29 protein-coding genes and 1 tRNA gene are annotated in these 24,104 nt (G+C 57.5%); 4 read left to right on the top strand and 26 right to left on the bottom strand.

Features of this window, described 5'->3' with window-relative positions; all coding sequences use genetic code 11:
• Positions 1-6: 6 nt before the first annotated feature.
• The 6 genes from AC1DKH_RS18240 to AC1DKH_RS18215 all read right to left on the bottom strand — a co-directional run bounded on the left by AC1DKH_RS18240 (position 7) and on the right by AC1DKH_RS18215 (position 4,062).
• Positions 7-477: an arsenate reductase ArsC gene (locus AC1DKH_RS18240; RefSeq protein WP_477798835.1), complete on the bottom strand. Its 471-nt coding sequence runs from the start codon at positions 475-477 to the stop codon at positions 7-9.
• Positions 478-513: 36 nt separating this feature from the next.
• A complete protein-coding gene (locus tag AC1DKH_RS18235; RefSeq protein WP_477798834.1) occupies positions 514-876 on the bottom strand; it encodes a metalloregulator ArsR/SmtB family transcription factor in 363 nt (120 codons plus the stop codon).
• A gap of 8 nt (positions 877-884) precedes the next feature.
• Positions 885-1,298, bottom strand: a complete 414-nt coding sequence (locus tag AC1DKH_RS18230) for an arsenate reductase ArsC (protein ID WP_477798833.1) — start codon at positions 1,296-1,298, stop codon at positions 885-887.
• Positions 1,299-1,626: 328 nt separating this feature from the next.
• Positions 1,627-2,982 (bottom strand): FAD-dependent oxidoreductase, encoded by a 1,356-nt coding sequence (locus tag AC1DKH_RS18225; protein WP_477798832.1) that lies wholly within the window; start codon positions 2,980-2,982, stop codon positions 1,627-1,629.
• Positions 2,983-2,996: 14 nt separating this feature from the next.
• The gene (locus tag AC1DKH_RS18220) at positions 2,997-3,500 is read right to left on the bottom strand and encodes an arsinothricin resistance N-acetyltransferase ArsN1 family A (RefSeq protein WP_477798831.1); all 504 of its coding nucleotides are present in this window, start codon (positions 3,498-3,500) and stop codon (positions 2,997-2,999) included.
• Positions 3,501-3,564: 64 nt separating this feature from the next.
• On the bottom strand, positions 3,565-4,062 hold the full coding sequence (locus AC1DKH_RS18215) for a MarR family winged helix-turn-helix transcriptional regulator (RefSeq protein WP_477798830.1): 498 nt from the start codon (positions 4,060-4,062) through the stop codon (positions 3,565-3,567).
• Between the two features lie 137 nt (positions 4,063-4,199).
• On the opposite strand from AC1DKH_RS18215, the gene AC1DKH_RS18210 reads away from it, so the two are divergent.
• Complete coding sequence (locus AC1DKH_RS18210; RefSeq protein WP_477798829.1) at positions 4,200-5,402, top strand: MFS transporter; 1,203 nt, start codon at positions 4,200-4,202, stop codon at positions 5,400-5,402.
• 41 nt (positions 5,403-5,443) lie between these two features.
• Here the strand turns inward: AC1DKH_RS18210 and AC1DKH_RS18205 are convergent, their stop codons facing one another.
• From AC1DKH_RS18205 to thrS, 11 genes are all read right to left on the bottom strand, one after another.
• Positions 5,444-6,502 carry a flavin-containing monooxygenase gene (locus tag AC1DKH_RS18205; protein ID WP_477798828.1) on the bottom strand — a complete coding sequence of 353 codons (1,059 nt, stop codon included), beginning with the start codon at positions 6,500-6,502 and terminating at the stop codon, positions 5,444-5,446.
• Between the two features lie 35 nt (positions 6,503-6,537).
• Positions 6,538-6,888 carry an ArsR/SmtB family transcription factor gene (locus AC1DKH_RS18200; protein ID WP_477798827.1) on the bottom strand — a complete coding sequence of 117 codons (351 nt, stop codon included), beginning with the start codon at positions 6,886-6,888 and terminating at the stop codon, positions 6,538-6,540.
• 238 nt (positions 6,889-7,126) lie between these two features.
• Positions 7,127-7,203 (bottom strand) — tRNA-Pro (locus tag AC1DKH_RS18195).
• Positions 7,204-7,292: 89 nt separating this feature from the next.
• Positions 7,293-7,649 (bottom strand): MerR family transcriptional regulator, encoded by a 357-nt coding sequence (locus tag AC1DKH_RS18190; RefSeq protein ID WP_003179985.1) that lies wholly within the window; start codon positions 7,647-7,649, stop codon positions 7,293-7,295.
• Complete coding sequence (ihfA, locus tag AC1DKH_RS18185) at positions 7,630-7,932, bottom strand: integration host factor subunit alpha (protein ID WP_002553164.1); 303 nt, start codon at positions 7,930-7,932, stop codon at positions 7,630-7,632. Before ihfA ends, AC1DKH_RS18190 begins: the two co-directional genes overlap by 20 nt.
• Before the next feature lie 3 nt (positions 7,933-7,935).
• Positions 7,936-10,314 carry a phenylalanine--tRNA ligase subunit beta gene (gene pheT, locus AC1DKH_RS18180; RefSeq protein WP_477798826.1) on the bottom strand — a complete coding sequence of 793 codons (2,379 nt, stop codon included), beginning with the start codon at positions 10,312-10,314 and terminating at the stop codon, positions 7,936-7,938.
• Between the two features lie 26 nt (positions 10,315-10,340).
• The gene (gene pheS / locus AC1DKH_RS18175; protein ID WP_007975711.1) at positions 10,341-11,357 is read right to left on the bottom strand and encodes a phenylalanine--tRNA ligase subunit alpha; all 1,017 of its coding nucleotides are present in this window, start codon (positions 11,355-11,357) and stop codon (positions 10,341-10,343) included.
• Between the two features lie 109 nt (positions 11,358-11,466).
• Positions 11,467-11,823, bottom strand: coding sequence for a 50S ribosomal protein L20 (gene rplT / locus AC1DKH_RS18170; protein ID WP_007905879.1), 357 nt, complete (start codon positions 11,821-11,823; stop codon positions 11,467-11,469).
• A 28-nt stretch (positions 11,824-11,851) separates the two neighbouring features.
• Positions 11,852-12,046: a 50S ribosomal protein L35 gene (gene rpmI / locus AC1DKH_RS18165; protein ID WP_002553160.1), complete on the bottom strand. Its 195-nt coding sequence runs from the start codon at positions 12,044-12,046 to the stop codon at positions 11,852-11,854.
• A 60-nt stretch (positions 12,047-12,106) separates the two neighbouring features.
• Positions 12,107-12,658: a translation initiation factor IF-3 gene (gene infC / locus AC1DKH_RS18160; RefSeq protein ID WP_172668659.1), complete on the bottom strand. Its 552-nt coding sequence runs from the start codon at positions 12,656-12,658 to the stop codon at positions 12,107-12,109.
• Positions 12,658-14,580 (bottom strand): threonine--tRNA ligase, encoded by a 1,923-nt coding sequence (thrS, locus tag AC1DKH_RS18155; RefSeq protein WP_477798825.1) that lies wholly within the window; start codon positions 14,578-14,580, stop codon positions 12,658-12,660. Before thrS ends, infC begins: the two co-directional genes overlap by 1 nt.
• 374 nt (positions 14,581-14,954) lie before the next feature.
• Here thrS and AC1DKH_RS18150 point away from each other — a divergent pair, with 374 nt between their 5' ends.
• Both AC1DKH_RS18150 and AC1DKH_RS18145 read left to right on the top strand, forming a co-directional pair.
• Positions 14,955-15,257, top strand: coding sequence for a hypothetical protein (locus tag AC1DKH_RS18150; protein ID WP_477754767.1), 303 nt, complete (start codon positions 14,955-14,957; stop codon positions 15,255-15,257).
• A 292-nt stretch (positions 15,258-15,549) separates the two neighbouring features.
• Entirely contained in the window at positions 15,550-15,762 is a 213-nt protein-coding gene (locus AC1DKH_RS18145) for a cold-shock protein (RefSeq protein ID WP_003179963.1), read from the top strand.
• A 70-nt stretch (positions 15,763-15,832) separates the two neighbouring features.
• Here the strand turns inward: AC1DKH_RS18145 and AC1DKH_RS18140 are convergent, their stop codons facing one another.
• Positions 15,833-16,153: an I78 family peptidase inhibitor gene (locus tag AC1DKH_RS18140; RefSeq protein WP_477787315.1), complete on the bottom strand. Its 321-nt coding sequence runs from the start codon at positions 16,151-16,153 to the stop codon at positions 15,833-15,835.
• A 165-nt stretch (positions 16,154-16,318) separates the two neighbouring features.
• Complete coding sequence (locus AC1DKH_RS18135; RefSeq protein WP_477798824.1) at positions 16,319-16,624, bottom strand: hypothetical protein; 306 nt, start codon at positions 16,622-16,624, stop codon at positions 16,319-16,321.
• Between the two features lie 132 nt (positions 16,625-16,756).
• Here AC1DKH_RS18135 and AC1DKH_RS18130 point away from each other — a divergent pair, with 132 nt between their 5' ends.
• Positions 16,757-16,969, top strand: coding sequence for a hypothetical protein (locus AC1DKH_RS18130; protein WP_477754770.1), 213 nt, complete (start codon positions 16,757-16,759; stop codon positions 16,967-16,969).
• A gap of 33 nt (positions 16,970-17,002) precedes the next feature.
• On the opposite strand, the gene AC1DKH_RS18125 is transcribed toward AC1DKH_RS18130, so the two are convergent.
• From AC1DKH_RS18125 to AC1DKH_RS18095, 7 genes are all read right to left on the bottom strand, one after another.
• On the bottom strand, positions 17,003-17,971 hold the full coding sequence (locus tag AC1DKH_RS18125; protein WP_477798861.1) for a nucleoside hydrolase: 969 nt from the start codon (positions 17,969-17,971) through the stop codon (positions 17,003-17,005).
• 103 nt (positions 17,972-18,074) lie between these two features.
• Positions 18,075-18,479 carry a D-ribose pyranase gene (rbsD, locus tag AC1DKH_RS18120; RefSeq protein WP_477754771.1) on the bottom strand — a complete coding sequence of 135 codons (405 nt, stop codon included), beginning with the start codon at positions 18,477-18,479 and terminating at the stop codon, positions 18,075-18,077.
• Positions 18,476-19,393 carry a ribokinase gene (gene rbsK, locus AC1DKH_RS18115; RefSeq protein WP_477798823.1) on the bottom strand — a complete coding sequence of 306 codons (918 nt, stop codon included), beginning with the start codon at positions 19,391-19,393 and terminating at the stop codon, positions 18,476-18,478. Before rbsK ends, rbsD begins: the two co-directional genes overlap by 4 nt.
• 90 nt (positions 19,394-19,483) lie before the next feature.
• The gene (locus AC1DKH_RS18110; RefSeq protein ID WP_477798822.1) at positions 19,484-20,503 is read right to left on the bottom strand and encodes a LacI family DNA-binding transcriptional regulator; all 1,020 of its coding nucleotides are present in this window, start codon (positions 20,501-20,503) and stop codon (positions 19,484-19,486) included.
• A 3-nt stretch (positions 20,504-20,506) separates the two neighbouring features.
• Entirely contained in the window at positions 20,507-21,484 is a 978-nt protein-coding gene (locus AC1DKH_RS18105) for an ABC transporter permease (RefSeq protein ID WP_477798821.1), read from the bottom strand.
• On the bottom strand, positions 21,481-23,034 hold the full coding sequence (locus AC1DKH_RS18100) for a sugar ABC transporter ATP-binding protein (protein ID WP_477798820.1): 1,554 nt from the start codon (positions 23,032-23,034) through the stop codon (positions 21,481-21,483). The genes AC1DKH_RS18105 and AC1DKH_RS18100 overlap by 4 nt, the downstream gene beginning before the upstream one ends.
• 55 nt (positions 23,035-23,089) lie before the next feature.
• Positions 23,090-24,046, bottom strand: a complete 957-nt coding sequence (locus AC1DKH_RS18095; RefSeq protein WP_477754776.1) for a substrate-binding domain-containing protein — start codon at positions 24,044-24,046, stop codon at positions 23,090-23,092.
• Positions 24,047-24,104 lie beyond the last annotated feature (58 nt).

The raw sequence follows: 24,104 nt of genomic DNA, 5'->3' as shown, positions 1-24,104 counted from the left end.
CTGTGGTTACAGCGTGCCAATCAGGGCCAGCTCTGCCTTGAGCTGTTCGGCACTCAGTTGGGAAAGCGGCAAGGCCAGGAAGGCTTCAATACGGGTTCTGATCTGCTCCAAGGTGGCTTCAAACGCCGCCTCGATCTCTTCTTGAGTTCCGAGGTATTCCGAAGGGTCAGCCAGCCCCCAGTGGGCCTTGGTGGCCGGCCCGAAAAATACCGGACAGGCGTCACCCGCAGCCTTGTCGCACACCGTGATGACGAAATCAGGTACCAAATTCACATGGACATCGCTGGACTTACTGATCAACCCGTCCGTCGAAATACCGGCGTTTTCCAACGTCTTGAGACTCAGCGGATGCACTTCGCCTTTCGGTTGACTACCCGCGCTGTAGGCTTTCATGCCTTCCGGTGCCAAGTGGTTGAAGACCGCTTCACAGAGGATGCTGCGGCAGCTGTTAGCAGTGCAGAGGAACAGGATTTTCATCGAGCGATCTCGTAGTCGAAGGCGGAATCAGATGATTTAGCTTTCACAGCAGGCGAGTGCCCGCTCAGGACGGTCGCCCATTTCATCAAGGCGTTTGGCGTCAGGGCTCAACCAATGCTTGTTGCTTTCGAGCACAGTGGTCAGCACTTGATGGACCCAATCTGGGAGATTCGGGTGCAGTCGGTAATACACCCATTGACCTTGTCGACGATCCGACAGCAAACCGCAACTGCGCAGCTGCGCGAGGTGTCTGGAGACTTTTGGCTGACTCTCATTCAACGCAAAGGTCAGTTCGCAAACACAAAGCTCTCCTTCACGGGTGATGAGCATCATCGTGCGCACCCGAGTGTCGTCAGCCAGGCATTTGAAAACAGTGGTCGGTGTCAGATGGTCAGCCATATCGTTTCTCAGTGTTTGTTTTTGACCAAGACGAACATCTTGATGCGCTCATGGATTTCGTGAAGGGTGTGACGGAAGGCATCGGGTTTGGTGCTCGTAACCGGGTCCTCAAAACTCCAGGTCAATGCCTCACCGGCTCCAGATAAAGACAGGCATTCCGCTGCGGCTTTATCACACAAGGTGATGACGTAATCGAAACGCTCACCACGAAACTCGTCTATCGACTTGCTGCGTAATCCTTCGGTGCTCACACCGATGTGTGAAAGCGCCTCAAGGGTGCGTGGATCTACCTGAGTCGGAATTGTGCCCGCGCTAAACGCCTCGAAATGCTCTGAGTCGGTATGCCTCAGCAACGCTTGGGCCAACTGGGAGCGGGCAGCGTTGGCGGTACAGACGAACAGGACACGGGCTTTGCTGGTCATAGTGAAGCCTCAGCTCATATACGGTTTAACAAATATATGTTTTTCCGTATACAAGGTAAAGAGCCAACCACACATTAATCCATCAAAGCGATTGGACTCCGCAGTTAACCTTCAACCAAAGCCGTGTATTAAGGCGTAAGCTGCGCAAATTGCTTATCGAGACTCTTCAAACATCTGCGGCGTCATATATATGGTTTCTGTAATGAGTCCGTCATTCACGCAGAAACAGGTCGCTCCTCGGCTTAAGGACTACCCGAACATGCAGAAGAAATAAGAAGGTCGCCCCTAACCCGCCCCGGACATCGAGGGCGGGCTTGGTGGCAGTGCACTAGGCTTTGCAACAACCCGGCGAGGTACGAGGTGCAACCTCAGGAATTGTTCCTCCAGTCCTGCAACAAGACGCCTGACTTGCCGAATCCTTCAAGCGATCATCGACTTCTTCGAAATCCGAGTTGCAAATGCCAGTCTCCGGGAGGACCAGCTCAACCCTTTTGGCCGCATCCCAATCGCCCGCCAGCGCCGCGGTGACGGAGCGAACTTGCTCATACCCAGTCATCAACAAGAACGTAGGCGCCCGGCCATAGCTCTTCATCCCAACAATGAACAAACCTTCCTCAGGATGGGCCAGCTCTACCGCGCCATGGGGCTTGACCGTCCCGCAGCTGTGCTCGTTGGGATCGATCATTGGAGCGAGCAACACGGCGCTTTGGGTCGCGGGATCAAGTGCAATACGCAGCTCGGCGAGCAGGCTCAGGTCTGGACGGAATCCAGTCGCCACAATGAGTTCGTCCACTGGTGGAAGCAACTGCTCTCCCGCCTTCACAACCAGCCCTTGGCCATTGCCTGCAACCTGCTCGATAGCGACGTTTTTGAACAATTCGATCACGCCGTCATTCAGTAACTGGCGAATCTTCAGGCCGAGCTTTCCGCGCTCTTCCAACTGGTCATTCGCACCACCACCCAGAATGCGCTCAAGAGAATTGCCCCGGATCGCCCAGAGCACTTTGGTTTGCAGCGCCTCCTGAGTCAGCCGCACCAGATCCTGGAGGGTGTTAAACGCGGAGTGACCACCACCCACCACCAGCACTCTTTTGTTGGCATAGCGATTCCGGGCGCGACCCAGTACCTCCGGAATGCCGTACGCGATGTGTGCTGCATGTTCGATCTCGCCCAAGGCAGGGATACCATGGGCGCCCATCCAATTGGGCGTCAGGTAGGTGCCCGAGGCATCAATGACAGCGCTGGCCAGCACATCCTGCTCACCCGTTGGCCCTGCGACACGCAGCAAAAAAGGCGCTGCCGATCTGCCCTGAGTCTTCATCACATCCTGACCGACGCGAGTGACGGCCAGAACACGGGTATTGAGCTGCAAGTGACGCTTGATCTGATCGAGGTCCGCGAGAGGTCGAACAAAGCGATCCAGCAGTTCACGACCCGTTGGATACTCGTTCTCCGGTGGTGGAGTCCAACCATCGGCCAGCAGAAGCTTGGCCGCCTCCTTGTCCACGTTGAACTGCCACGGAGAGAACATCTTCACATGTGCCCATTCTTCAATGCTGGACCCCGCTTTCGGGCCAGCTTCCAGAATCAGCGGCGTGAGACCTCGGGCCAGCAGGTGAGCGGCTGCCGCCAGGCCCACCGGACCTGCTCCAATGATGGCGACGGGAAGGTGAGTGTTATCCATGATCAACTCCTTCTTCAGGCTGGCTGATTGTTCGGGAACAGGCGCTCGACAATCGCGCAGTCGAGCCAGCGTCCTTCAAGGCAGGCGTGTTTTTCATACACCCCAACTTGGCGGAAACCGCAGGTTTCGCACAATGCTAGGCTGGCGTGATTGAAGGTAAAAATGCGTGACAGGACTTTCCAGAATCCACGAACTTCGGCTTCTTCCAACAGTGACTGAAGTAACTGCTTACCGAGCCCCTGGCCGCGAACACGGCGATCCAGGTAAATGGAAAAATCCGCAATGCCGTCGTAACAGGCACGAGCGCGATAACTACTGAGTCCTGCCCACCCAACCACCAGATCCGCCTCATCGACCATGACCAACACTGGATAACGCTCCATGGAGTTGATGCGATCAAGCATGTCCGCCGGACTTCGAGGCGTCGTTTCAAACGTAGAGCTACGCTCCTCAATTCCCTGGTTGTAGATGGCGGCTATTGAAACAGTGTCTCTGGCTTCAGCTAGACGAACTCGCATTGTTGGCGCCCCATTAAGTTGGTAGTAACAACATTATTGGCAAAAAAAGGGAAGCTCCTCCCTTTCAATCCTTGCTCTTCACGGCTGGGCAGCACTCACTCACGAGCCCGCAGCGAATCTCCGTGGCCCGCGTGATCTGCCTGAGCAAACTCAGCGCTCCCTGCCTGGCTTCAGCCGAGAGGTTCTCGATCATCGCTCGCTCCTCTGCAATCAGGTCAGCTCTGATTTTCTCGTATAGCTCACGCCCAGCATCCGTTGCCTGGATTCGCACCGCACGCCGATCTTCATCATCCTCAACACGGGACACATACCCCTTGCGCTCCAGGGTATCGATCACTCGACTCGCCGTGCTCTTGTCCAAAAACATTTCTTCCGCCAAGACCTGAAGGCGCAGTGCGCCCCTTTTGACCAGCGTCTCGACGGCATAGCATTGGGTGACAGATACGTCGTAACAGCAGATCCGATCACGATCACGGAACTGATGGACGCGAACCAACTGATTCAACGCTTCGTATAGGTCCTCGGAATCCTGAGTCAGTTGATCGTTTTTACGCTTCGTCATAACCGTCACAAATTAGTTGTTAGCTGCAACAATAATCCTGGTATCCCGGAATCGTCAACACCGATCTCTCGGTTGACGATGACCAAAGGAAGGCGCTAGCTTGTTGTTACTGACAACAAAAAACGAGCACGTCGGTCATGACACTTCCAGAACAGATCCATCCCCCGATCAATCGCTCCAGACTCGTATGGGCGATGGGTTTCACTCAAATTCTCGCCTGGGGTTCGACCTACTACTTGCCCGCAGTGCTTGCGTCTCCGATAGCCAAAGAGACGGGATGGTCCATCACCAATGTGGTGGGCGGTCTGTCCTGGGGACTTTTGGTAGCGGGAGCTTCTTCGCCGGCCGTTGGTCGTCAGATTGACCGCCACGGCGGGCGCTCTGTCCTGGCGACCAGCTCACTGCTGCTGGCTCTCGGCATGCTACTGATGGGACTGGCGGGCAACGTTGCCACTTACTATGTCGCCTGGACGTTGATCGGCGTTGCCATGGCGGCGGGTTTATACGACGCAGCCTTCTCAACCCTGGGACGGCTGTTCGGCGAAGGGGCTCGAACGTCAATTACCGGGCTGACCTTGTTAGGTGGGTTCGCCAGTACCCTAGGTTGGCCGGTGATCGCAGGACTGGAAAGTTGGATCGGCTGGAGAAACGCCTGCTTTGTTCTCGCGGCTGCTCATCTCTTGATTGGGCTGCCCATCCACTCGCTGTTGATTCCTGGAAGCACAAAACAACCACCCCACCCCGTCATGACAGAATCACCCAGCGCGTCCGAGCTTCCCCCCGAGACCCCCAATCATTTGCTCTTGTTGATTGGCGCCATGCTGACGGCTCTGGCGCTGGTCGTATCAGGTATCTCAGTACACCTGCTCAATGTCCTCAAGCAACTGGGAATCGCGACCGCTGTGGCCTTGGCCATCGGCATGGTGATTGGTCCCTCGCAAGTCTTGGCACGGGTGGCAGAGTTTTCCATCGGCAGAAACCTTCACCCGACCTGGTCAGCACGGGTCGGTGTGTTTCTATGCCTGGCCGGGTTGGGGCTATTGATCTCAGAGACGCCCTGGTTGGCCTTCGTGGCGATCGCACTCTACGGCGCAGGCAACGGCATCCTGACGATCGCTCGCGGCACCCTCCCCTTGGCGCTGTTTGGCCCGCAAGGCTACGGAGCAAGAATGGGGCTTCTCGCCAGGCCGGTACTCGTGGCTCAGGCCTGCGGCCCGATAGCCGCTGCATTTGTTTTGCAAAACTTTGGAGCGTCGGCACTGCTTGTCGTTATGTGCGGTTTTGTTTTGCTGTGCTTCATCGCCAGCTGGCGCCTACCAACGACTCGTCGCACTGAGTAAATGTTGTTGCGGTTGAGATACGTCAACCACCAAGTTGTCTTCTAAACAGGTAAATTGCGAACAAATCGCATCAAGCTGGGCATGATGTAAGACGCATCCGGTCCGACACCTCTGAGTGTCGCCGAAGCAAAGTTCCGTTGCTTTGGCAGACCGACAAAATACAGCCCAGGCAGGTGCTCGGCCAGCCCGTTACGATGAGCCCAGTATTCATTGCCAGGGCATTTCAACCCGCTCAAAAATTCCAGATTCGGGCGAAATCCGGTAGCAAACACCAGGCTATCGACTTCAGTGTGCTGCCCATCAGCCCAGATCACGCCGGTTGCTGTTATCGCCTCGAACATCGGCTTACGCTCGAAAAACCTTTGCTTAAGGGCTCGACGATAGATCCCCTCATCAAGCACCGGCGTACTTTGGTCGCTCAACCAACGGGTCTTTTCCAGCCCCGACCATTTCAGCCACGCATGAAAATCCAGGCCCAGTATCTTTTGCGGAAAAAACCGAATTGGCTCCCTGCTTGCCAGCACGACTTTACTCACATGGGCCAGTTCATAAGCAATTTGAACAGCCGAGTTTGCAGCACCGACCACAACTACTCGTTGATCACCAAAGCCATTGGCATTTCGATATTCCGCGCTGTGCAAACTGCGCCCGAGAAAGCTCTGAAACCCTTGAATATCTGGAATGAACGGCTGATTGAATCCCCCCGTACACACGACCAGCGCCTTGGAGCAGAAGATTTCTCCATCGTCCGTTTGAAGCTGAAACAGCCCGCGCTCTCTTCGTACATGCTGCACGCGGGTGTACTGACGAACTGGCAATCTGAATGCCTTTGCATAGTCTTCCAGATAGCGTACGACATCATCACGAAGCGGGTAATGATCAGGCTCTGCCGGGAAGCGCATGCCTGGCAATGACGAGTAAGCAGCTGGAGAAAACAGCTTCAGACTGTCGTAGTAATTGCGCCAATTCCCTCCCGGCGACCGCTCAGCATCCAAAATCAGGAACCTGAGGTTTTGCTGCTGTAAGTGCCAACCGCACGCTAACCCTGCCTGGCCTGCGCCGATCACAATGACATCCAGGATTTCATTCATTACATTCATATATGCACACTCATGCACACTACAGAGCAAAAAAACTATCCGGACGTACCTGGGCAGCAAAATGGGGCGAGGCTTTTCATATGCTGAAGAATGGCTTCGAGGCGTGTCACCACCGCCGGACCATCCACCTCGTAGAACATCTGCCTGCTGACCTTGGTGCCGCGGACAATACCTGCCTCTAACAGCACTTGCAGATGTCGGGAAACAACTGAGCGCTCCTGGGGTAGTGCTTCCGCAATCTCTCCGATGTCGGCGCGCCCCAGTTGCATCACGCGCTTGAGCACAGCTACACGCGAAGGCTCGCAAAGCGCCTTGAAGAAAGCGCCATCGAGAGACTCGATTGCAGCGTCAATCGCGCTGGCTCGGTTAAGGATTCGATTGGTCATGCAACTGACTATATGTGCATATCCATGCACACGTCAACACTCTGCAATTGCGCCTCTCCTAGGGCTAGAAGCTGTGCCGTGAAGGTAACTAACTCCCCGAGAAAGCCAAACAATTTAGGGTGTAACTCCATATGGTGTTGGTAAAGATTCCACCGAGAGCCAGTCGTTTTGTAGGGGTAAAAACGCTAGAAAATAAAAAAGGGTCGCGAGATAAAATCTCGCAACCCCTTGAATTATATGGTCGGGACGGAGTGATTCGAACACTCGACCCCTAGCACCCCATGCTAGTGCGCTACCGGACTGCGCTACGCCCCGACTAGGCGTGAAACTCATCCCTCATCTCGAGGAACGCTCAAGAATATATCGCAAGCTTTTGAAAACTGGAAGTATTTAAAAGCAGGAATTTATTTCTTGAGTACCACCAGAACATCTTCGAGCTCGGCGATCATCTGGCGGATCATTTGCTTGTATTGGGTGGTGTCGTCTTTGGCTTCATCACCGGACAAGCGCAGGCGCGCTCCGCCGATGGTGAACCCCTGATCGTAAAGAAGCGCGCGGATCTGCCGGATCATCAGCACGTCCTGGCGCTGATAATACCGACGGTTTCCGCGGCGTTTGACAGGGTTGAGTTGAGGAAACTCCTGCTCCCAGTAGCGCAGCACGTGTGGTTTTACCGCACACAGCTCGCTGACTTCACCAATGGTGAAGTAGCGTTTGCCCGGGATGACGGGGAGCTCGTCGTTATGACTTGGTTCCAGCATAAGCCTCAACTCGGGCCTTCAACTTCTGCCCTGGACGAAAGGTGACCACACGGCGAGCCGTGATCGGGATTTCTTCCCCCGTTTTCGGATTGCGGCCAGGCCGCTGGCGTTTGTCCCGAAGGTCGAAATTGCCGAAACCGGACAATTTGACTTGTTCGTTGTCTTCAAGAGCGTGCCTGATTTCTTCAAAAAACAGTTCGACCAATTCCTTGGCCTCCCGTTTGTTCAGGCCCAGCTCTTCATACAGACGTTCCGCCATCTCAGCTTTCGTCAGAGCCCCCATACGTCACTTCCTTAACGTGGCGTTCAACCTTTGTTCGAGCGAGGTGAGGATGTTTTGCGTTGCGGTATTCACCTCATCGTCATTAAGAGTGCGCGATGGATGCTGCCAGGTCAAGCCGACTGCAAGGCTTTTTCTATCAGGATCAATGCCTTTACCCTGATACACGTCAAATAGCCTGAGGTCTGTCAGCCATTCGCCTGCATTTTCACGGATTACGTCCAGTACAGCCGTGGCTGCAACGTCTTTGTGTGCAATCAGTGCAAGGTCACGACGCACTTCAGGAAAGCGCGATAACTCGTGGAATTTTGGCATTTTGCCCGACGCCACTTCCGCCAGAACCAACTCGAAGACGAAGACCGGACGGTCGAGACCGAGGGTTTTCGACAATTCAGGATGGATCGCGCCGATGAAGCCAACCAGACGACCATCACGCTCGATGCGCGCGGTTTGACCCGGGTGCAACGCTGGGTGTTTGCCCGGCACGAAAGTGAACGCTTCCAGAGCACCGGCGAAGCCCAGCACCGCTTCGACGTCAGCCTTGACGTCGAAGAAGTCGACGGTATCGCGACCCTGCGCCCAGCCTTCCGGCAGGCGACTACCGCAAACAACACCCGCCAACATCGGCTCTTGCTTCAGACCTTCGAGCTGACCAACGAAACGCAGGCCGCTTTCGAACAGACGCACGCGATCCTGCTGACGGTTCAGGTTGTGCTGAAGCGCCTTGACCAGACCTGGCCACAGCGACGAACGCATGGCAGCCATGTCATTGGAGATCGGGTTAGCCAGCAGCAACGGCTCAACACCCGGATTAAACAGTTCGAACTGTTTCGGATCGATGAAGCTGTAGGTAATGGCTTCCTGATAACCACGGGCAACCAGCAGACGACGCAGTTCAGGCAGGTCGCTACGGGCTTCTGCCTTGGCTTGCGGCGCCAGACGCGCTTGCGGATAACGAACCGGCAAACGGTTGTAGCCGTACAGGCGTGCCAGCTCTTCGATCAGGTCGACTTCCAGGCTGATATCGAAGCGATGGCTCGGTACGTCTACACGCCACTGCCCTGCCCCGTCGGCAGTAATGGTCAGGCCCAAGGCATTGAGCAGACGCTCCACCTCAGCCGAATCCATTTCCATACCCAGCATCTGGGTAATGCGCTGGGCACGCAGGGTGATCGGAGCAATTTTCGGCAGGTGCTGTTCGCTGACGGTCTCGATGATCGGACCCGCTTCACCACCGGTGATCTCCAACAGCAAGCCAGTCGCGCGCTCCATGGCTTCGCGGGCCAGTTGCCAGTCCACACCACGCTCATAGCGATGCGATGCATCGGTGTGCAGGCCATAGGAACGGGCCTTGCCTGCTACGGCGATCTGGTCGAAGAAGGCGCTTTCCAGGAACACATCACGGGTGGTCGCGGAAACACCGCTGTGCTCGCCACCCATGACGCCGGCGATTGCCAGTGCGCGGGAGTGGTCGGCAATCACCAGCGTATCGCTACGCAGGCTGACTTCCTGACCGTCGAGCAGCACCAGTTTCTCGCCCTCTTCGGCCATGCGCACACGGATGCCACCGTTGATTTCGGCGAGATCGAAGGCGTGCAGCGGCTGACCCAGTTCCAGCATCACGTAGTTGGTGATGTCGACGGCAGCATCGATGCTGCGCACATCGGCACGACGCAGGCGCTCAACCATCCACAGCGGCGTAGGCCTGGACAGGTCGACGTTACGAATCACACGACCGAGGTAGCGCGGGCACGCGGCTGGCGCCAGCACTTCTACCGAACGCACTTCGTCATGCGCGGCAGGCACCGAAGCCACCACCGGACGAACCACCGGAGCGGCGTACAGCGCACCCACTTCACGGGCCAGACCGGCCAGAGACAGACAGTCACCGCGGTTCGGGGTCAGGTCGACCTCGATGCTGGCATCTTCCAGGTTCAGGTATTCACGAATGTCCTGACCGACCGGCGCATCGGCCGGCAGCTCCATCAGACCATCATTACCTTCACCGACCTGCAACTCGGATTGCGAGCACAGCATGCCGTTGGACTCAACGCCACGCAGCTTGGCCTTCTTGATCTTGAAGTCGCCTGGCAGCTCGGCGCCGATCATGGCGAAAGGAATCTTCAGGCCCGGGCGCACGTTTGGCGCACCGCAAACGACCTGGAAGGTTTCCGAACCGTTGCTGACCTGGCACACGCGCAGCTTGTCGGCGTCCGGGTGCGGTTCGGTGCTCAGCACCTCGCCAACCACCACGCCACTGAAAACACCGGCGGCCGGCGTAACGCTATCGACCTCAAGACCGGCCATCGACAGACGAGCAACCAGCTCGTCGCGACTTACCTGCGGGCTAACCCAGCCACGCAGCCATTGTTCACTGAATTTCATCCTGCTCTCCTAAGAATTCGTTACGACTAGCGAAATTGCGCGAGGAACCGCAAGTCGTTGTCGAAGAACAGACGCAAGTCGTTCACGCCGTAACGCAGCATGGCCAGACGCTCGACACCCATGCCGAAGGCAAAGCCCGAGAACTCTTCCGGGTCGATACCGGACATGCGCAGCACGTTCGGGTGCACCATGCCGCAGCCCATCACTTCCAGCCAGCCGGTCTGCTTGCAGACGCGGCAGCCTTTACCGCTGCACATCACGCACTCCATGTCGACTTCGGCGGATGGCTCCGTGAACGGGAAGTAGGAAGGACGGAAACGCACCGCCAGTTCCTTTTCGAAGAACACCCGCAGGAACTCTTCGATGGTGCCTTTGAGATCGGCGAAATTGATGTCGCGATCGATCAGCAGGCCTTCGACCTGGTGGAACATCGGCGAGTGGGTGATATCGGAGTCGCTGCGATATACACGGCCTGGGCAGACGATGCGGATCGGCGGCTGTTTCGACTCCATGGTGCGGACCTGTACCGGCGAGGTATGGGTGCGCAACAGCATGTTCGCATTGAAATAGAAGGTGTCATGCATCGACCGGGCCGGGTGGTGGCCTGGGATGTTGAGCGCCTCGAAGTTGTGATAGTCGTCTTCGACCTCCGGGCCTTCGGCGATGCCGTAGCCAATACGGGTGAAGAACTGTTCGACGCGTTCCAGAGTGCGGGTAACCGGATGCAGACCACCGGAGGTCTGACCACGGCCAGGCAGGGTCACGTCAATGGACTCGGCGGAGAGTTTGGCAGCCAGATCGGCTTCTTCAAACAATGCCTTGCGCGCATTAAGGACCTCTGTGACACGCTCCTTGGCAACGTTGATCAGCGCACCGACCTGCGGACGCTCTTCTGCCGGTAAATTCCCCAGGGTCTTCATCACCTGAGTCAATTCACCCTTCTTGCCAAGGTAGTGAACCCGGATTTGCTCCAGGGCATTGATATCTTCAGCGCTTTGCACAGCCTCTAGAGCTTGAGAGACGAGCGCATCCAGGTTTTCCATGTACAGACTCCAGATACAAAATAGGGGAAGAGCTTGAAGGCTCTTCCCCTATTTATGACGTTTAACACCTGGCCCCACAGATGCGAGGCCGGGTGACTGTCGGGGGTACTTAAGCCAAGGTGGCTTTAGCTTTCTCGACAATCGCAGCAAACGCCGCTTTTTCGTTCACTGCCAGATCAGCCAGAACCTTACGGTCGATCTCGATGGACGCTTTTTTCAGGCCGGCGATGAAACGGCTGTAGGACAGACCGTTGATACGAGCACCAGCGTTGATACGAGCGATCCACAGAGCGCGGAACTGACGTTTTTTCTGACGACGGTCACGGTAGGCGTATTGGCCTGCCTTGATTACCGCTTGCTTGGCAACACGGAATACGCGGGAGCGTGCGCCGTAGTAGCCTTTAGCAAGTTTCAGAATTTTTTTGTGACGCTTACGGGCAATGACGCCACGCTTTACACGAGCCATGAGTTACTTCCTCTATTCTTGACTAAAATTAACGAAGGCGCAGCATGCGCTCGACTTTTGCCACGTCAGACGGATGCAGCAAGCTGCTACCGCGCAGTTGACGCTTACGCTTGGTCGACATTTTGGTCAGGATGTGGCTCTTGAAAGCGTGCTTGTGCTTGATACCGTTAGCAGTTTTCAGAAACCGCTTAGCAGCACCACTTTTGGTCTTCATTTTTGGCATGTTCGGATACTCCGCATTCAGTTGATAAACATAATCAGAAGGCCTGCCGTGCCCTGTTGATTACTTCTTCTTTTTCGGGGCGATGACCATGATCAGCTGGCGTCCTTCCATCTTAGGATGCTGTTCGACCGAACCGTACTCGAGCAAGTCACCTTCAACTCGCTTGAGGAGTTCCATCCCCAGCTCCTGGTGGGCCATCTCACGGCCGCGGAATCGCAAGGATACCTTGGCCCTGTCCCCATCACTCAGGAAACGTACCAGGTTGCGCAGTTTTACCTGGTAATCCCCTTCCTCCGTCCCTGGACGAAACTTGATTTCTTTAACCTGGATCTGCTTCTGGTTTTTCTTGGCCGCGGCAACCTGCTTCTTCTTTTCGAAGATCGATTTGCCGTAGTCCATCAGTTTGCAAACAGGGGGTACTGCATCGGCGGAAATCTCCACCAGATCCAGCTTGGCCTCTTCAGCCTTAAGAAGCGCGTCTTCAATTGACACAATCCCAAGCTGTTCACCTTCAGCTCCAATTAACCGAACCTCGCGTGCCGAGATATTCTCGTTGATCGGGGCTTTCGGTGCAGCTCGTTTATCTTGTCTCATTTCACGCTTAATAATAATTACTCCGAATCTGGGCGACCACGCCGGGAAACCGCTTGCGCGAGAAACTCAGCGAACTGGGCGACGGGCATCGAGCCCAGGTCAGCACCTTCACGAGTACGCACAGCGACAGTCTGCATCTCGACTTCCCGATCTCCGATAACCAAGAGAAAAGGAACCTTGAGCAAAGTATGCTCGCGGATTTTAAAGCCGATCTTTTCATTTCTCAAGTCAGACTTGGCACGAAATCCGCTTTCGTTGAGGGTTTTTTCAACTTCGGCGGCAAAATCGGCCTGTTTATCAGTGATATTCATCACCACTGCCTGGGTCGGCGCCAGCCACGCAGGGAATGCACCCTCGTAGTGCTCGATCAGAATTCCGACGAAACGTTCGAAGGACCCCAGGATCGCCCGGTGCAACATGACCGGGTGCTTGCGGCTGTTGTCTTCGGAGACGTATTCGGCTCCCAGACGGACAGGCAGGTTAAAATCGAGCTGCAGGGTACCACATTGCCAGACGCGACCGAGGCAATCTTTCAGCGAGAACTCGATCTTCGGACCGTAGAACGCACCCTCGCCCGGCTGCAGATCGTACGGCAGGCCCGCGCTATCAAGGGCTGCGGCCAGCGCAGCTTCAGCGCGATCCCAAAGCTCATCGGAACCGACGCGTTTTTCCGGACGAGTGGACAGCTTCATCTCGACATCTTTAAAGCCGAAATCGGCGTAGACGTCCATGGTCAGCTTGATGAACGCAGCGGATTCAGCCTGCATCTGTTCTTCGGTGCAGAAAATGTGCGCGTCGTCCTGGGTGAATCCACGCACGCGCATGATGCCGTGCAAGGCACCCGATGGCTCGTTACGGTGGCAGGCACCGAATTCGGCCAGGCGCATCGGCAACTCGCGGTAGCTCTTCAGGCCCTGATTGAACACCTGCACGTGGCACGGGCAGTTCATCGGCTTGATCGCGTAGTCGCGGCTTTCCGACTGGGTGGTGAACATGTTGTCGGCGTAGTTGGCCCAGTGCCCGGACTTTTCCCACAGGCTGCGGTCAACGACCTGGGGCGTCTTGATTTCCAGGTAACCGTTGTCGCGCTGCACCTTGCGCATGTACTGCTCGAGCACCTGGTACAAAGTCCAGCCATTCGGGTGCCAGAACACCATGCCCGGCGCTTCTTCCTGGGTGTGGAACAGGCCCAGGCGCTTGCCGATCTTGCGGTGGTCGCGCTTCTCGGCTTCTTCGATGCGCTGGATGTAGGCGGCCAGTTGCTTCTTGTCGGCCCAGGCGGTGCCGTAGACGCGCTGCAATTGCTCATTCTTGGCATCGCCGCGCCAGTAGGCACCGGACAGCTTGGTCAGCTTGAAGGATTTCAGGAAGCGGGTGTTCGGCACGTGCGGACCGCGGCACATGTCGACGTATTCTTCGTGATAGTACAGGCCCATGGCCTGCTCGTTCGGCATGTCCTCGACCAGGCGCAACTTGTAGTCTTCGCCACGGGCCTTGAACACTTCGATCACTTCGGCGCGCGGAGTGACTTTCTTGATCACGTCGTAATCTTTCTCGATCAGCTGCTGCATGCGCTGTTCGATGGCCGCCAGGTCGTCCGGAGTGAAAGGACGCTCGAAGGCGATGTCGTAATAGAAACCTTCGTCGATGACCGGACCGATGACCATTTTGGCGGTCGGGTACAACTGCTTGACCGCATGGCCAACCAGGTGGGCGCAAGAGTGGCGAATGATCTCCAGCCCCTCTTCATCCTTTGGCGTGATGATTTGCAGCGACGCGTCGCTGTCGATGATGTCGCTGGCGTCGACCAGCTTGCCATTGACCTTGCCGGCCACGGTGGCCTTGGCCAGGCCAGCACCGATGGATGCGGCGACCTCGGCTACGGAAACCGGGTGATCGAATGAACGTTGACTGCCGTCGGGAAGAGTAATAGTTGGCATGGCGCCTCCTCTCCTAGTGGTGACCCCTACCAAAGGTCACGTGGGTTGGGATGAGCCAGTACAAGATCCGGTCCAGGCCATTCAATGACGAACGCCTGCCTTACAGCGGCAGGAGCCTTGCGGCCAACCGGAAAACCGAACCAGAGTGACTGGGATTCAAATCAGGGTTAATCGCGCATCTGCCGCCGCCGGGACTGAAGGTCATCCGGAGCTTGCAAACGCCCGAGCGAGGCATGCTAGCACAGATGAACGGTCGTCGATGCACGCAGACTTTGTGCGGGGGCAAATCGGTCATTTTTATGCCAGAGTGATGAACTTGAACACCGCTTCGCCCCTCAGATAACACGTCATTGACCCACAAGGAGCATCCCAGCATGCGTCTGAACCGTTTGTTCGCCGTAGTCGCACCCATCGTTCTGCTGCTGCCATTGGCCGCCCACGCCGACTGGCCAAAGGGTGAGCGCGAGAAATACATGGCGCAATGCGTCCCTGCAGCGGCACAAAAGATCGGTGATGCGAAGGCAAAAGCCGTCTGTGGTTGCGGCGCCGACCAGCTCAAATCCTATCCTGCCAAAGACCTTCAGGCATTGATGGACGGCACGGCAAGTCAAGAACTGGGAAATCAGGCGATGCAGAAAATCGCCACTTGCAGGGTCGATGCCGGGGCGAAGAAATAAGCTTCTCGCATTGATTTTTTCACCTGCAATGACCGAAAAAACAGGCCGAATGTCGCTTTGCCTGACATTTTATGAAGGTTTTACAGCTTTTTTTATCGTCTTTACTTTCGGCTGAAAGCCTTTTAAAACGGGGCTTCCAGCCACATGAAGCACTAAAGAATGCTCGTCTGCAAAGCAAACAACTCGCCCGGGGGGCTCCCAAAGCGAACATTTCGACTATGATATCCGGGTGTGCCCAGTTGGCCTGAGCAGCACAGTACTACTGAAAATATATGTTTCTTGGAGATACACCATGTCTAATCGCCAAACCGGCACCGTTAAATGGTTCAACGATGAAAAAGGCTTCGGCTTCATCACTCCTCAAGGTGGCGGTGACGACCTGTTCGTACACTTCAAAGCTATCGAAAGCGACGGTTTCAAAAGCCTGAAAGAAGGCCAGACTGTTTCCTTCGTGGCTGAGAAAGGCCAAAAGGGTATGCAAGCTGCTCAAGTTCGCCCAGAGTAATTTCCAGGCGCACTAAAAAAACCCCGTCCATGTGACGGGGTTTTTTATGGGCGAAACAAAAGCCGGGCGATCAGCCGCAGTTGACGCGAGTGACCACTTTATTGGCATCGGTGTTCAGGTTAAGACGGTCTGAACGGTACTCCAGCGTCACCATATCGGTTGGCAGCAGGAACCGCGCGTTTTGCGCTCCTGCGCGGGTACGCGCCTGCTCGAGCAGCTGCGGCGATGCCTGTTTGCCGATGGTGAACTCGGCAGCCTTTGCCTCACAGCGACTGTGACCCGTGTCAGTCGTCGCAACATCCGTTGTTGCCGGCTCCGTAGAGGTAGTGCTGCAACCGGCCAGCATGGCAACGGCCAACAAAGTACCCAATGACGCGAGCTTCCAAGGCATGAAGCCTCCTTATTCAATGATTAAGCTGAGATCGTGCGACAACCAGACTGGCGTTTGGTTTCACAGGCAGTGCTAGCACCCTGCCCATGATCCGGACGAGCCGCGATTCTGCCTGAGCGCGGCGCTGCCCTTGATCATTGAATCGTGACTGAATATGAACGACGCTCAATAGACGTCGATGTAGTCGTAAGGAGGGTTGGGCCAGTTCTCATTCAACGCATTGAAGATTTGCATGACCCAGACTTCATCGCTGGCCGCGACCCGCCCGACATAACCGGACCCCTTGGCCCAGGTTTCGAGTCGAAACAACAACCCGTCGATATCGGTACCGCCCACGACACCCGAGGAGATATAGGCAATGCCTCCTTTGGTGACCCGCAACTGGGTGTGCTCATCGTCACTGGCGCCGGCCAGCAACTGACGCACCGCCTCAAGGGTCAGGCCATCCGGGGAGTTCAAATCGATCTGCACAGCGCATTCCTTGAATATTCGTCAGAGACCAAGTGTCGCACAGCCCTCCTTTCATGCCTAAGTCGACGTGTCAAAAGCCCCGTAAAATGGTTAACTCGGCACTCAGACTTCCCCGACCTCACGAGCGCCATCATGACCACCGTAAGCATCGACGCTGACATCAAGGCCAAGTGGCAAGACGGCCACAGCTCCTACAGTCCAGGCAGCACGGAAGAGCTCGCCATTATCGGTATCGACCTGCTGGTCAGGGACCTTGGAACCGAAGCCGCCCAATCGTTCATCGAGCAGATTTTCGAGAAACATCTGTCCGGCCAAAAGGCCGAAGCCGTTAGCGGGCGGGAGTGAAACCCGCTGGCAGGCACCCGTGGGACATTAGGCTCATTTCAGGCGGGCCAGGCGCTCGGTCAGCAGATCGAAGAAGCCCTGGGCATCGCCGCCTTCAACCCAGAAGGCATTCTTTGGCGCTTTCAAGCTGTCATACCAGTCGACGATGGTTTGTCCAAAGGTCGGTCCTTCGCGGCTGTCGACCACCACGTTGACCGAGCGACCGCTGAACAACTGCGGCTTGAGCAGGTAAGCGACGACCGTGGCGTCATGCACCGGGCCGCCCGGAATGCCGTAGTGCTCCATGTCGCCCTTGATGTATTCATTGAGAATGTCGCCCACCAGACGGCTGGCGTTGTTGTTCAGCGCGGCAATCTGGTTCAGGCGCGCTTCGCTGGTAAGGATCTTGTGGGTCACATCCAGCGACAGGTAGGTCAGCTTCACGCCGCTGTTGAGCACCACTTCGGCCGCTTGCGGGTCGGCGAACAGGTTGAACTCGGCCACTGGCGTGATGTTGCCGCCGTTGAAGTGCGCACCGCCCATGACCACCACTTCCTTGATGCCCTGAACGATACCCGGCTCCTGGATCAGCGCCAGGGCCAGGTTGGTCTGCGGGCCTAGCATGGCGATGGTAATGCTGTTGGGCCTGGCCGATTTCAGGGTATCGATCAGGTAGGTGATGGCGCTGCCCTCGGCCAGACCTTGTCTGGGCTCATGCACGGCAATGCCCGACAACCCTTCCTTGCCATGAATGTCCTCGGCGTAGATGGGTGTGCGCATCAGGGGCTTGGGCGCCCCCGCATAGACCGGAACCTCTTCGCGCCCCGCCCACTCCCGGGCCAATCGCGCATTGCGCGAGGTCTTGTCCAGGCGAACGTTGCCGGCAACGGTGGTCAATGCGCGGACATTCAGCTCGTCCGGCGATGCCAGGGCGAACAACAGGGCAACGACATCGTCAGCCCCTGGATCGGTGTCGATGATCAGGTCGATCTTTGGTGCCGCCTGGGCGTTGGTTGCGGTCATCAGGGACAAAAGCAGCAGACTCCGGAGCAGTGGGTGCAGTTTCTGAGCATAGCGATACGGGGCGCACTCCTTGTGCCTGGGACATCAAAACGCGGACAGCCAGTCAAAACGTAACGCCGGCGACCAGCACAATGTTGCAGTACGGTTGGCATTCGCCTGTACGAACAATCGCCTTCGCTTGTCGGCTCAGGACCTTGAATTGTTCATGGGTGAGCACTTCACGCCGACCCAACGCGCCTTCGCCGTTCAGTTCTTCCAGCGCGACCAGGGCCGACGGCTTTTTATCGAAGATTTCCTGTGCCAGCACATGGCTTTCGACCTGCATCTCACTGAGCACGACCTTCAAGGTGCTGACAAAATCCGGTATGCCGGGGGTCAAGGCCAGGTCGATCAGTTCAACGCCCGGTGGAACCGGCAGCCCCGAATCTCCGATGACGACCAAGTCGCCATGTCCCAAAGACGCGATCAGTCGCGACAGCGCAATGTTGAGCAGGGGTGTCTTTTTCATGGAATTTTAAACGCCTGTACATCGCTCAAGGTGGGAATCGAAGGTTGCGCGCCGGCACGGGTGACCGACAACGCCGCAGCCACCTGCCCGAAGCGGATCGCCGACACCTCATCTTGACCCGCGGCCAGCGCCGCAGCGAAACCGCCGACAAACGTATCGCCGGCCGCCGTGGTATCGACAGCCTTTACCACGGGTGCGGGGAAATGTTCGAAGCGTTGGCCATCGGCAAACAGCGAACCTTGCGCACCGAGGGTGATGATCACCTTGCCGGCGCCCAGGGCTATCAGGCGGGTCGCCGCGGCTTGTGCGGTGTCCAGGGAGTCCACCGACAGACCGCTCAGGGCCGACGCTTCGCTTTCGTTGGGAATCAGGTAATCGATGGACGCGTACCAGTCCGATGGCAACGGACGACTGGCCGGTGCCGGATTGAGGATGACGGTCTTGCCCAACTCGCGACCGCGCTTGAGCGCATGGCCAACAGAAGCATCGGGCACTTCCAGCTGACAAATGAGCACATCCGCCGCGTGTATCACCGAATCAAAACGGTCAATGGCTTCTGCGGTCAATGCACCGTTGGCACCGGGGACGATCACGATGGTGTTCTGACTGCTGTCGTCGACCACAATCAACGCCACGCCGCTGGAACCGTCAATGGTGCTCACCGCCTGGCAATCGATCTGCTCGGCCAACAGCGCCCCGCGCAGCGCCTCACCATAGGCGTCACTGCCCACGCACCCGATCATCGACACCCGGGCTCCCAGCCGCGCCGCAGCCACGGCCTGATTGGCGCCCTTGCCGCCGGAGACGGTGGTAAACGACTGACCAATCAGCGTTTCACCGCCCTTGGGCAAGCGCGGCGCCCGGGTCACCAGGTCCATGTTCAAACTGCCTATTACCACTACTTTTGCTGGCATACATTGCTACTCACGATTCTGTTTCGGCGGCGCTGTTGGTTCAGCGACGTTCTATTTTCAACGGCTTTCTGTTTTCAACGGCTTTCTGTTTCAACGGAAGTGGGCAAACACGCCGGCCAGCGGCGCCGTCGATTCACGTATGACGATACTCGGCGTCACGATCCGCTGATCGGTCGCCAGGCCCGGCGTGGCGATTCGCCGTAAAAGCACTTCGGCGGCCATTTCACCGAGTTGCAGGATCGATTGCCCCACCGTGGTCAACGACGGATAGACATACCGACTCATCTGGATATCGTCGAAGCCGATCACCGACAACTCAATCGGTACGCGAATATTGCGCTCGGCGGCGGCCCGTAGCACGCCGATGCCAATCATGTCGTTGGCCGCAAAAATGGCGGTAGGCGGCTTGTTTTCCAGCAAAATCGCGGCAGCGCTGTAACCGCCAGTGCTGGTGAAATCGCTTTCCAGCATGCGCTCGGGAGAGACTTCGACGCCCGCCTCCTTCAAGGCCCGGCGATAACCCGCCAGACGCATCTGCGCCACGCTGGTGTTCTCCGGCCCGCTGATCGTGGCGATATCCCGATGCCCCAGTTCCAGCAGGTGCCGGGTCGCCAGATACGCGCCGTATTCATGGTCGATGCGCACCAGGTCCGCATCGATACCGTCCAGTCCGCGGTCGACGATCACCATGGGCGTGCGGACGCCTTTTAGACCTTGCACCAGGCCACTGTCGCCGCCGGCCGAGGCGACAATCAGGCCGTCGATACGCTTTTCCAGCAGTACACGCAGATAGCTGCGCTGCTTGTCTGGATTGTCGTCGGAGTTGCACAGGATGACGCAGTAACCGTTTCGCTCGCAGTAATCCTCGATACCCCGGGCCAGCTCGGCGAAATACGGGTTGAGGCTGTTGGGCACCAACAGGCCGATGGTCGCTGTGGTCTTGGCCTTGAGCGAACGGGCCACGGCGCTGGGGACGTAGTCGAGGGTCTGGATTGCCGCCTCGACCTTGATCCGGACCTCTTCACTGACCGGGCGGGTCTTGTTCACCACATGGGAAACCGTGGTGTAGGAAATGCCGGCAAGGGCTGCCACATCTTTGATAGTCGCCATGACTCAGGTCCGCCGGCTTGCGCGTTGACTGCGATAGGTGTCCAGCACCACCGCCACCACGATCACCGCGCCGGTAATGATGCGTTTGGTCGGCTCGGTTGCGCCGATCTGCGCCAGCCCCGCGGCCAGCACGGAAATGATCAGGACGCCAAAAAACGTGCTGATCACCGAACCGCGCCCGCCCATCAGACTGGTCCCGCCGATCACGACGGCTGCAATCACCTGCAACTCAAGGCCGGAGCCGGCATTCGGGTCCGCGGCTTCCAGGCGAGAAATCTGGAACAACGCGGCAATACCGGCCAGCAACCCCATCAAGCTGAAGACCAGGATTTTGTAGGGCTTGGGATTGATCCCCGCCAGCCGCACGGCCTCTTCGTTGGTGCCGATACCGATCAGGTAACGACCGAACACCGTGCGGGTCAACACGGCCTGGGCGATGAAAATGATCAGCAACGCGATGATGAACGACGGTGAAATGCCGAAGGCGATCGGGTTGGACAACCAGGCGAACGCATCGCCGATGTAGGCCGTACGCGAACCGGTCATCTGGTACGCCACCCCGCGAGCCATTTCCAGCACGCCCAGGGACACGATGAACGACGGAATCCGCCACGCCACCGTGATCGAGCCGGTGACGGTACCGGCGAACGCCGCAACGGCCATGCCCAGCAGCGCCGCCGGCAGAACGCCCCAGCCCCAGCCTAAAATCGCCACGCTCACGGTCGAAGCCGCCAATGCCAGCACCGAACCTACCGACAGGTCGATGCCACCGATGATCAACACAAAGGTCATGCCGACCGCCAGCACCATCAGGTCCGGAATCTGGTTGGCCAGGGTGCTGAAAGTATCGTAGGACAGGAAGTGACTGCTCAGCACCGAGAACAGCACGATCATCGCCAACAAGGCACCTGCCAGGCCCAGATAGGTGCCCAGGCCGTAGAAGTTGCCATTGCGTTTGCCGGCGAAAGAAGCGGTTTTCATGGAAGATCCCTAGGCGCGGCTTCAAAGAGCTGCGCATCACGTTTTTGGTAGCCGGCAAAAGCAGCGGCGAGCAACTCATCCTGGGTCCAGCTGTCGCGATCGAATGTATCGATCAGCCTCCCCGCCGACAGCACACCGATCCGGTCGCAGATCAGCATCAGCTCGCGCAAGTCGCTGGAGACCACCACCAGCGCCTTGCCCTGGCGGGTCAATTCGCCGAGCAGGTTGTAGATATCGAACTTGGCGCCGACGTCGATGCCGCGGGTCGGCTCGTCGAACAGCAGCACCGAGCAATCGCGCTCCAGCCAACGGCCGATGACGACTTTCTGCTGATTACCGCCGGACAACTCGGACACCAACTGTGCCGGACCGGAACTGCGAATGCGCATGGCGTCGATCTGACGCTGGGCCAGGGCGTTCTCCTCATCGTTGTCGACCAAGCCAGCACTGGAGATGCCGGGCATGTTGCCCAAGGCGATGTTGGCGCCGATCGATTGGGTCAGCAAAAGGCCTTCGCCCTTGCGATCTTCGGTGATCAACGCGATACCGTGCCCCACCGCATCCACCGGCGAACGGATGCCGACAACCTGCGCCGGCGAGCCCAGGGCAATCGTGCCGCTGTCGGCGATATCGGCACCGAAGATCAGGCGCAGCAACTCGGTGCGCCCCGCGCCGATCAAACCGGATATCCCGAAAATCTCACCGGCACGAACTTCGAACGACACGTCGCGAACCTTGTCGGCACGGCTCAGGCCCTTGACCGTCAACACCGCAGCGCCAATCTTGCGCGCCCCCATATCGATGTGTTCGCCGAGTTCGCGACCGACCATCAAGGTAACCAGTTGCTCACTGTTGTAGTTGGCCATCGGCTCGACACAGACCAGGTTGCCATCGCGCAGCACTGCAATGCGTTGCGCCACCCGCGCCAGCTCTTCGAGGCGGTGAGAGATGTAGATGATCGATACGCCGCGAGCCTGCAGGCGGGTGATCTGTTCGAACAGCATTTCGACTTCGCGCGCAGTGAGCATCGCCGTCGGCTCGTCGAGAATCAGCACATGGCAATCGCCAATCAGGTTGCGGGCGATCTCCACCATTTGCTGGTGCCCAATGCCCAGTTCGCCGACCAGGGTGTCCGGGTCAATGGCGTCGAGCCCGACCTGAGCCATGGCCTCGATCGCAGCCTTGCGCAATTGCTTGCGGCTGATCCAGCCACCTTTGCTGGGCAGATTGTCGAGAAACAGGTTTTCCGCCACCGACAGGGTCGGCAGCAGATTGAGCTCCTGCATAACCATGCGGATACCCAGCGCTTCAGCCTGAGCCCGGCTATCCGGACGATAGTCCTGCCCCTGAAACTGCATCTGGCCGGTGGTCGGCGTGACCAGCCCGCCAATAATCTTCGAAAGCGTGCTTTTGCCTGCGCCGTTCTCGCCGGTTAACGCCAGCACCTCACCGCGCATGAGCGTCAGGTCGATGCCGGCCAGGACCGGTTGGGCGTAGGTCTTGCCGATACCGCTGACCGAGAGGACAGCGTTCGGAGCGCAAACTGACATAAAAACTCTCCATGCGCTCGTCCGGCTGGACGAGCGCCGTTATGTCGCCAGAAGGCTACTTGGTGACCAGCTCTACCGGCGTTTCAATCACGCCATTGACGCCGCCGTCGACCTTTTCACCCTTGAGAATTTTCAGTGCAGTCTCGATACCGAACACCGCCTGTTTGGCCGCGAACTGGTCCGCGGTGGCCAGCACGCGACCGTCCTTGAGCATTGGCTGGATGGCATTGATGTTGTCGTAGCCGACCACTTGCACCTTGCCGGCCTTGCCCGCGGCGCGCACGGCAGACACCGCACCGACCGCCATGCTGTCGTTGCCGGCCAACAGGGCCTTGGTTTGCGGGTATTCACTGAGAATCGAGGCGGCCACCTTGTTGCCTTTGTCGATTTCCCAGTCACCGGATTGCAGGGACACGACCTTGATCTGTGCCGCCTCCATCGCATCCTTGAAGCCCGCGGTCCGCTGCTGGGCATTGGTGGTCGTGGACACACCTTCGATGATGCCGACTTCGTCACCGGCCTTCAGCTGTTTGGCCAGGTAATCGCCCACCAACCGCGCACCCTTGCGGTTGTCCGGGCCTACGAACGGCACATTGATGTTTTTACTTTTGACCACGGCGGGGTCCAGCTGGTTGTCGATGTTGATCACGGTGATACCGGCATCGATGGCTTTCTTGATCACCGGGACCATGGCTTTGGAGTCTGCCGGCGCAATCACCAGTGCATTGACCTTGGCCAGGATCATCTGCTCGACGATGCGCGTCTGGCCTGCGGTGTCGGTTTCATCCTTGATGCCGTTGGAGATGAGCTCGAATTCGCCGGAGTGATCTTTCTGGTAGGCCTTGGCGCCGTCTTCCATGGTCAGGAAGAACTCATTGGCCAGGGATTTCATGACCAGTGCGACTTTCGGTTTTTCAGTGGTTTCAGCAAAAGCCGAAGAGACAGGCAGTGCAGCGGATGCGGCAGCCAATATAGCGACAGCGAGAAGACGTCCAGCGAATGGCAGCTTCATGGGTTCACTCCGATCTTATGATTATTGTGAGCAACGCTTGCGCTGGCGTAAGCTTCAC

This window comes from Pseudomonas sp. 05L36 (genome assembly GCF_056398125.1).
The sequence above is the reverse complement of the archived record's forward strand: the minus strand, read 5'-3'. Positions and strand labels throughout refer to the sequence as shown.

Coding starts and splice junctions, on each gene's coding strand:
- AC1DKH_RS18235 (WP_477798834.1), bottom strand. CDS start 876: ATGGCTGACCATCTGACACCGACCACTGTTTTCAAATGCCTGGCTGAC.
- AC1DKH_RS18240 (WP_477798835.1), bottom strand. CDS start 477: ATGAAAATCCTGTTCCTCTGCACTGCTAACAGCTGCCGCAGCATCCTC.
- rpmI (WP_002553160.1), bottom strand. CDS start 12,046: ATGCCAAAAATGAAGACCAAAAGTGGTGCTGCTAAGCGGTTTCTGAAA.
- AC1DKH_RS18225 (WP_477798832.1), bottom strand. CDS start 2,982: ATGGATAACACTCACCTTCCCGTCGCCATCATTGGAGCAGGTCCGGTG.
- AC1DKH_RS18220 (WP_477798831.1), bottom strand. CDS start 3,500: ATGCGAGTTCGTCTAGCTGAAGCCAGAGACACTGTTTCAATAGCCGCC.
- pheT (WP_477798826.1), bottom strand. CDS start 10,314: ATGAAATTCAGTGAACAATGGCTGCGTGGCTGGGTTAGCCCGCAGGTA.
- AC1DKH_RS18100 (WP_477798820.1), bottom strand. CDS start 23,034: ATGTCAGTTTGCGCTCCGAACGCTGTCCTCTCGGTCAGCGGTATCGGC.
- AC1DKH_RS18200 (WP_477798827.1), bottom strand. CDS start 6,888: ATGACCAATCGAATCCTTAACCGAGCCAGCGCGATTGACGCTGCAATC.
- rplT (WP_007905879.1), bottom strand. CDS start 11,823: ATGGCTCGTGTAAAGCGTGGCGTCATTGCCCGTAAGCGTCACAAAAAA.
- AC1DKH_RS18230 (WP_477798833.1), bottom strand. CDS start 1,298: ATGACCAGCAAAGCCCGTGTCCTGTTCGTCTGTACCGCCAACGCTGCC.
- AC1DKH_RS18130 (WP_477754770.1), top strand. CDS start 16,757: ATGACCACCGTAAGCATCGACGCTGACATCAAGGCCAAGTGGCAAGAC.
- rbsD (WP_477754771.1), bottom strand. CDS start 18,479: ATGAAAAAGACACCCCTGCTCAACATTGCGCTGTCGCGACTGATCGCG.
- AC1DKH_RS18125 (WP_477798861.1), bottom strand. CDS start 17,971: ATGACCGCAACCAACGCCCAGGCGGCACCAAAGATCGACCTGATCATC.
- AC1DKH_RS18205 (WP_477798828.1), bottom strand. CDS start 6,502: ATGAATGTAATGAATGAAATCCTGGATGTCATTGTGATCGGCGCAGGC.
- AC1DKH_RS18210 (WP_477798829.1), top strand. CDS start 4,200: ATGACACTTCCAGAACAGATCCATCCCCCGATCAATCGCTCCAGACTC.
- ihfA (WP_002553164.1), bottom strand. CDS start 7,932: ATGGGGGCTCTGACGAAAGCTGAGATGGCGGAACGTCTGTATGAAGAG.
- thrS (WP_477798825.1), bottom strand. CDS start 14,580: ATGCCAACTATTACTCTTCCCGACGGCAGTCAACGTTCATTCGATCAC.
- AC1DKH_RS18095 (WP_477754776.1), bottom strand. CDS start 24,046: ATGAAGCTGCCATTCGCTGGACGTCTTCTCGCTGTCGCTATATTGGCT.
- AC1DKH_RS18145 (WP_003179963.1), top strand. CDS start 15,550: ATGTCTAATCGCCAAACCGGCACCGTTAAATGGTTCAACGATGAAAAA.
- AC1DKH_RS18150 (WP_477754767.1), top strand. CDS start 14,955: ATGCGTCTGAACCGTTTGTTCGCCGTAGTCGCACCCATCGTTCTGCTG.
- AC1DKH_RS18215 (WP_477798830.1), bottom strand. CDS start 4,062: ATGACGAAGCGTAAAAACGATCAACTGACTCAGGATTCCGAGGACCTA.
- AC1DKH_RS18190 (WP_003179985.1), bottom strand. CDS start 7,649: ATGCTGGAACCAAGTCATAACGACGAGCTCCCCGTCATCCCGGGCAAA.
- rbsK (WP_477798823.1), bottom strand. CDS start 19,393: ATGCCAGCAAAAGTAGTGGTAATAGGCAGTTTGAACATGGACCTGGTG.
- AC1DKH_RS18140 (WP_477787315.1), bottom strand. CDS start 16,153: ATGCCTTGGAAGCTCGCGTCATTGGGTACTTTGTTGGCCGTTGCCATG.
- AC1DKH_RS18110 (WP_477798822.1), bottom strand. CDS start 20,503: ATGGCGACTATCAAAGATGTGGCAGCCCTTGCCGGCATTTCCTACACC.
- AC1DKH_RS18105 (WP_477798821.1), bottom strand. CDS start 21,484: ATGAAAACCGCTTCTTTCGCCGGCAAACGCAATGGCAACTTCTACGGC.
- pheS (WP_007975711.1), bottom strand. CDS start 11,357: ATGGAAAACCTGGATGCGCTCGTCTCTCAAGCTCTAGAGGCTGTGCAA.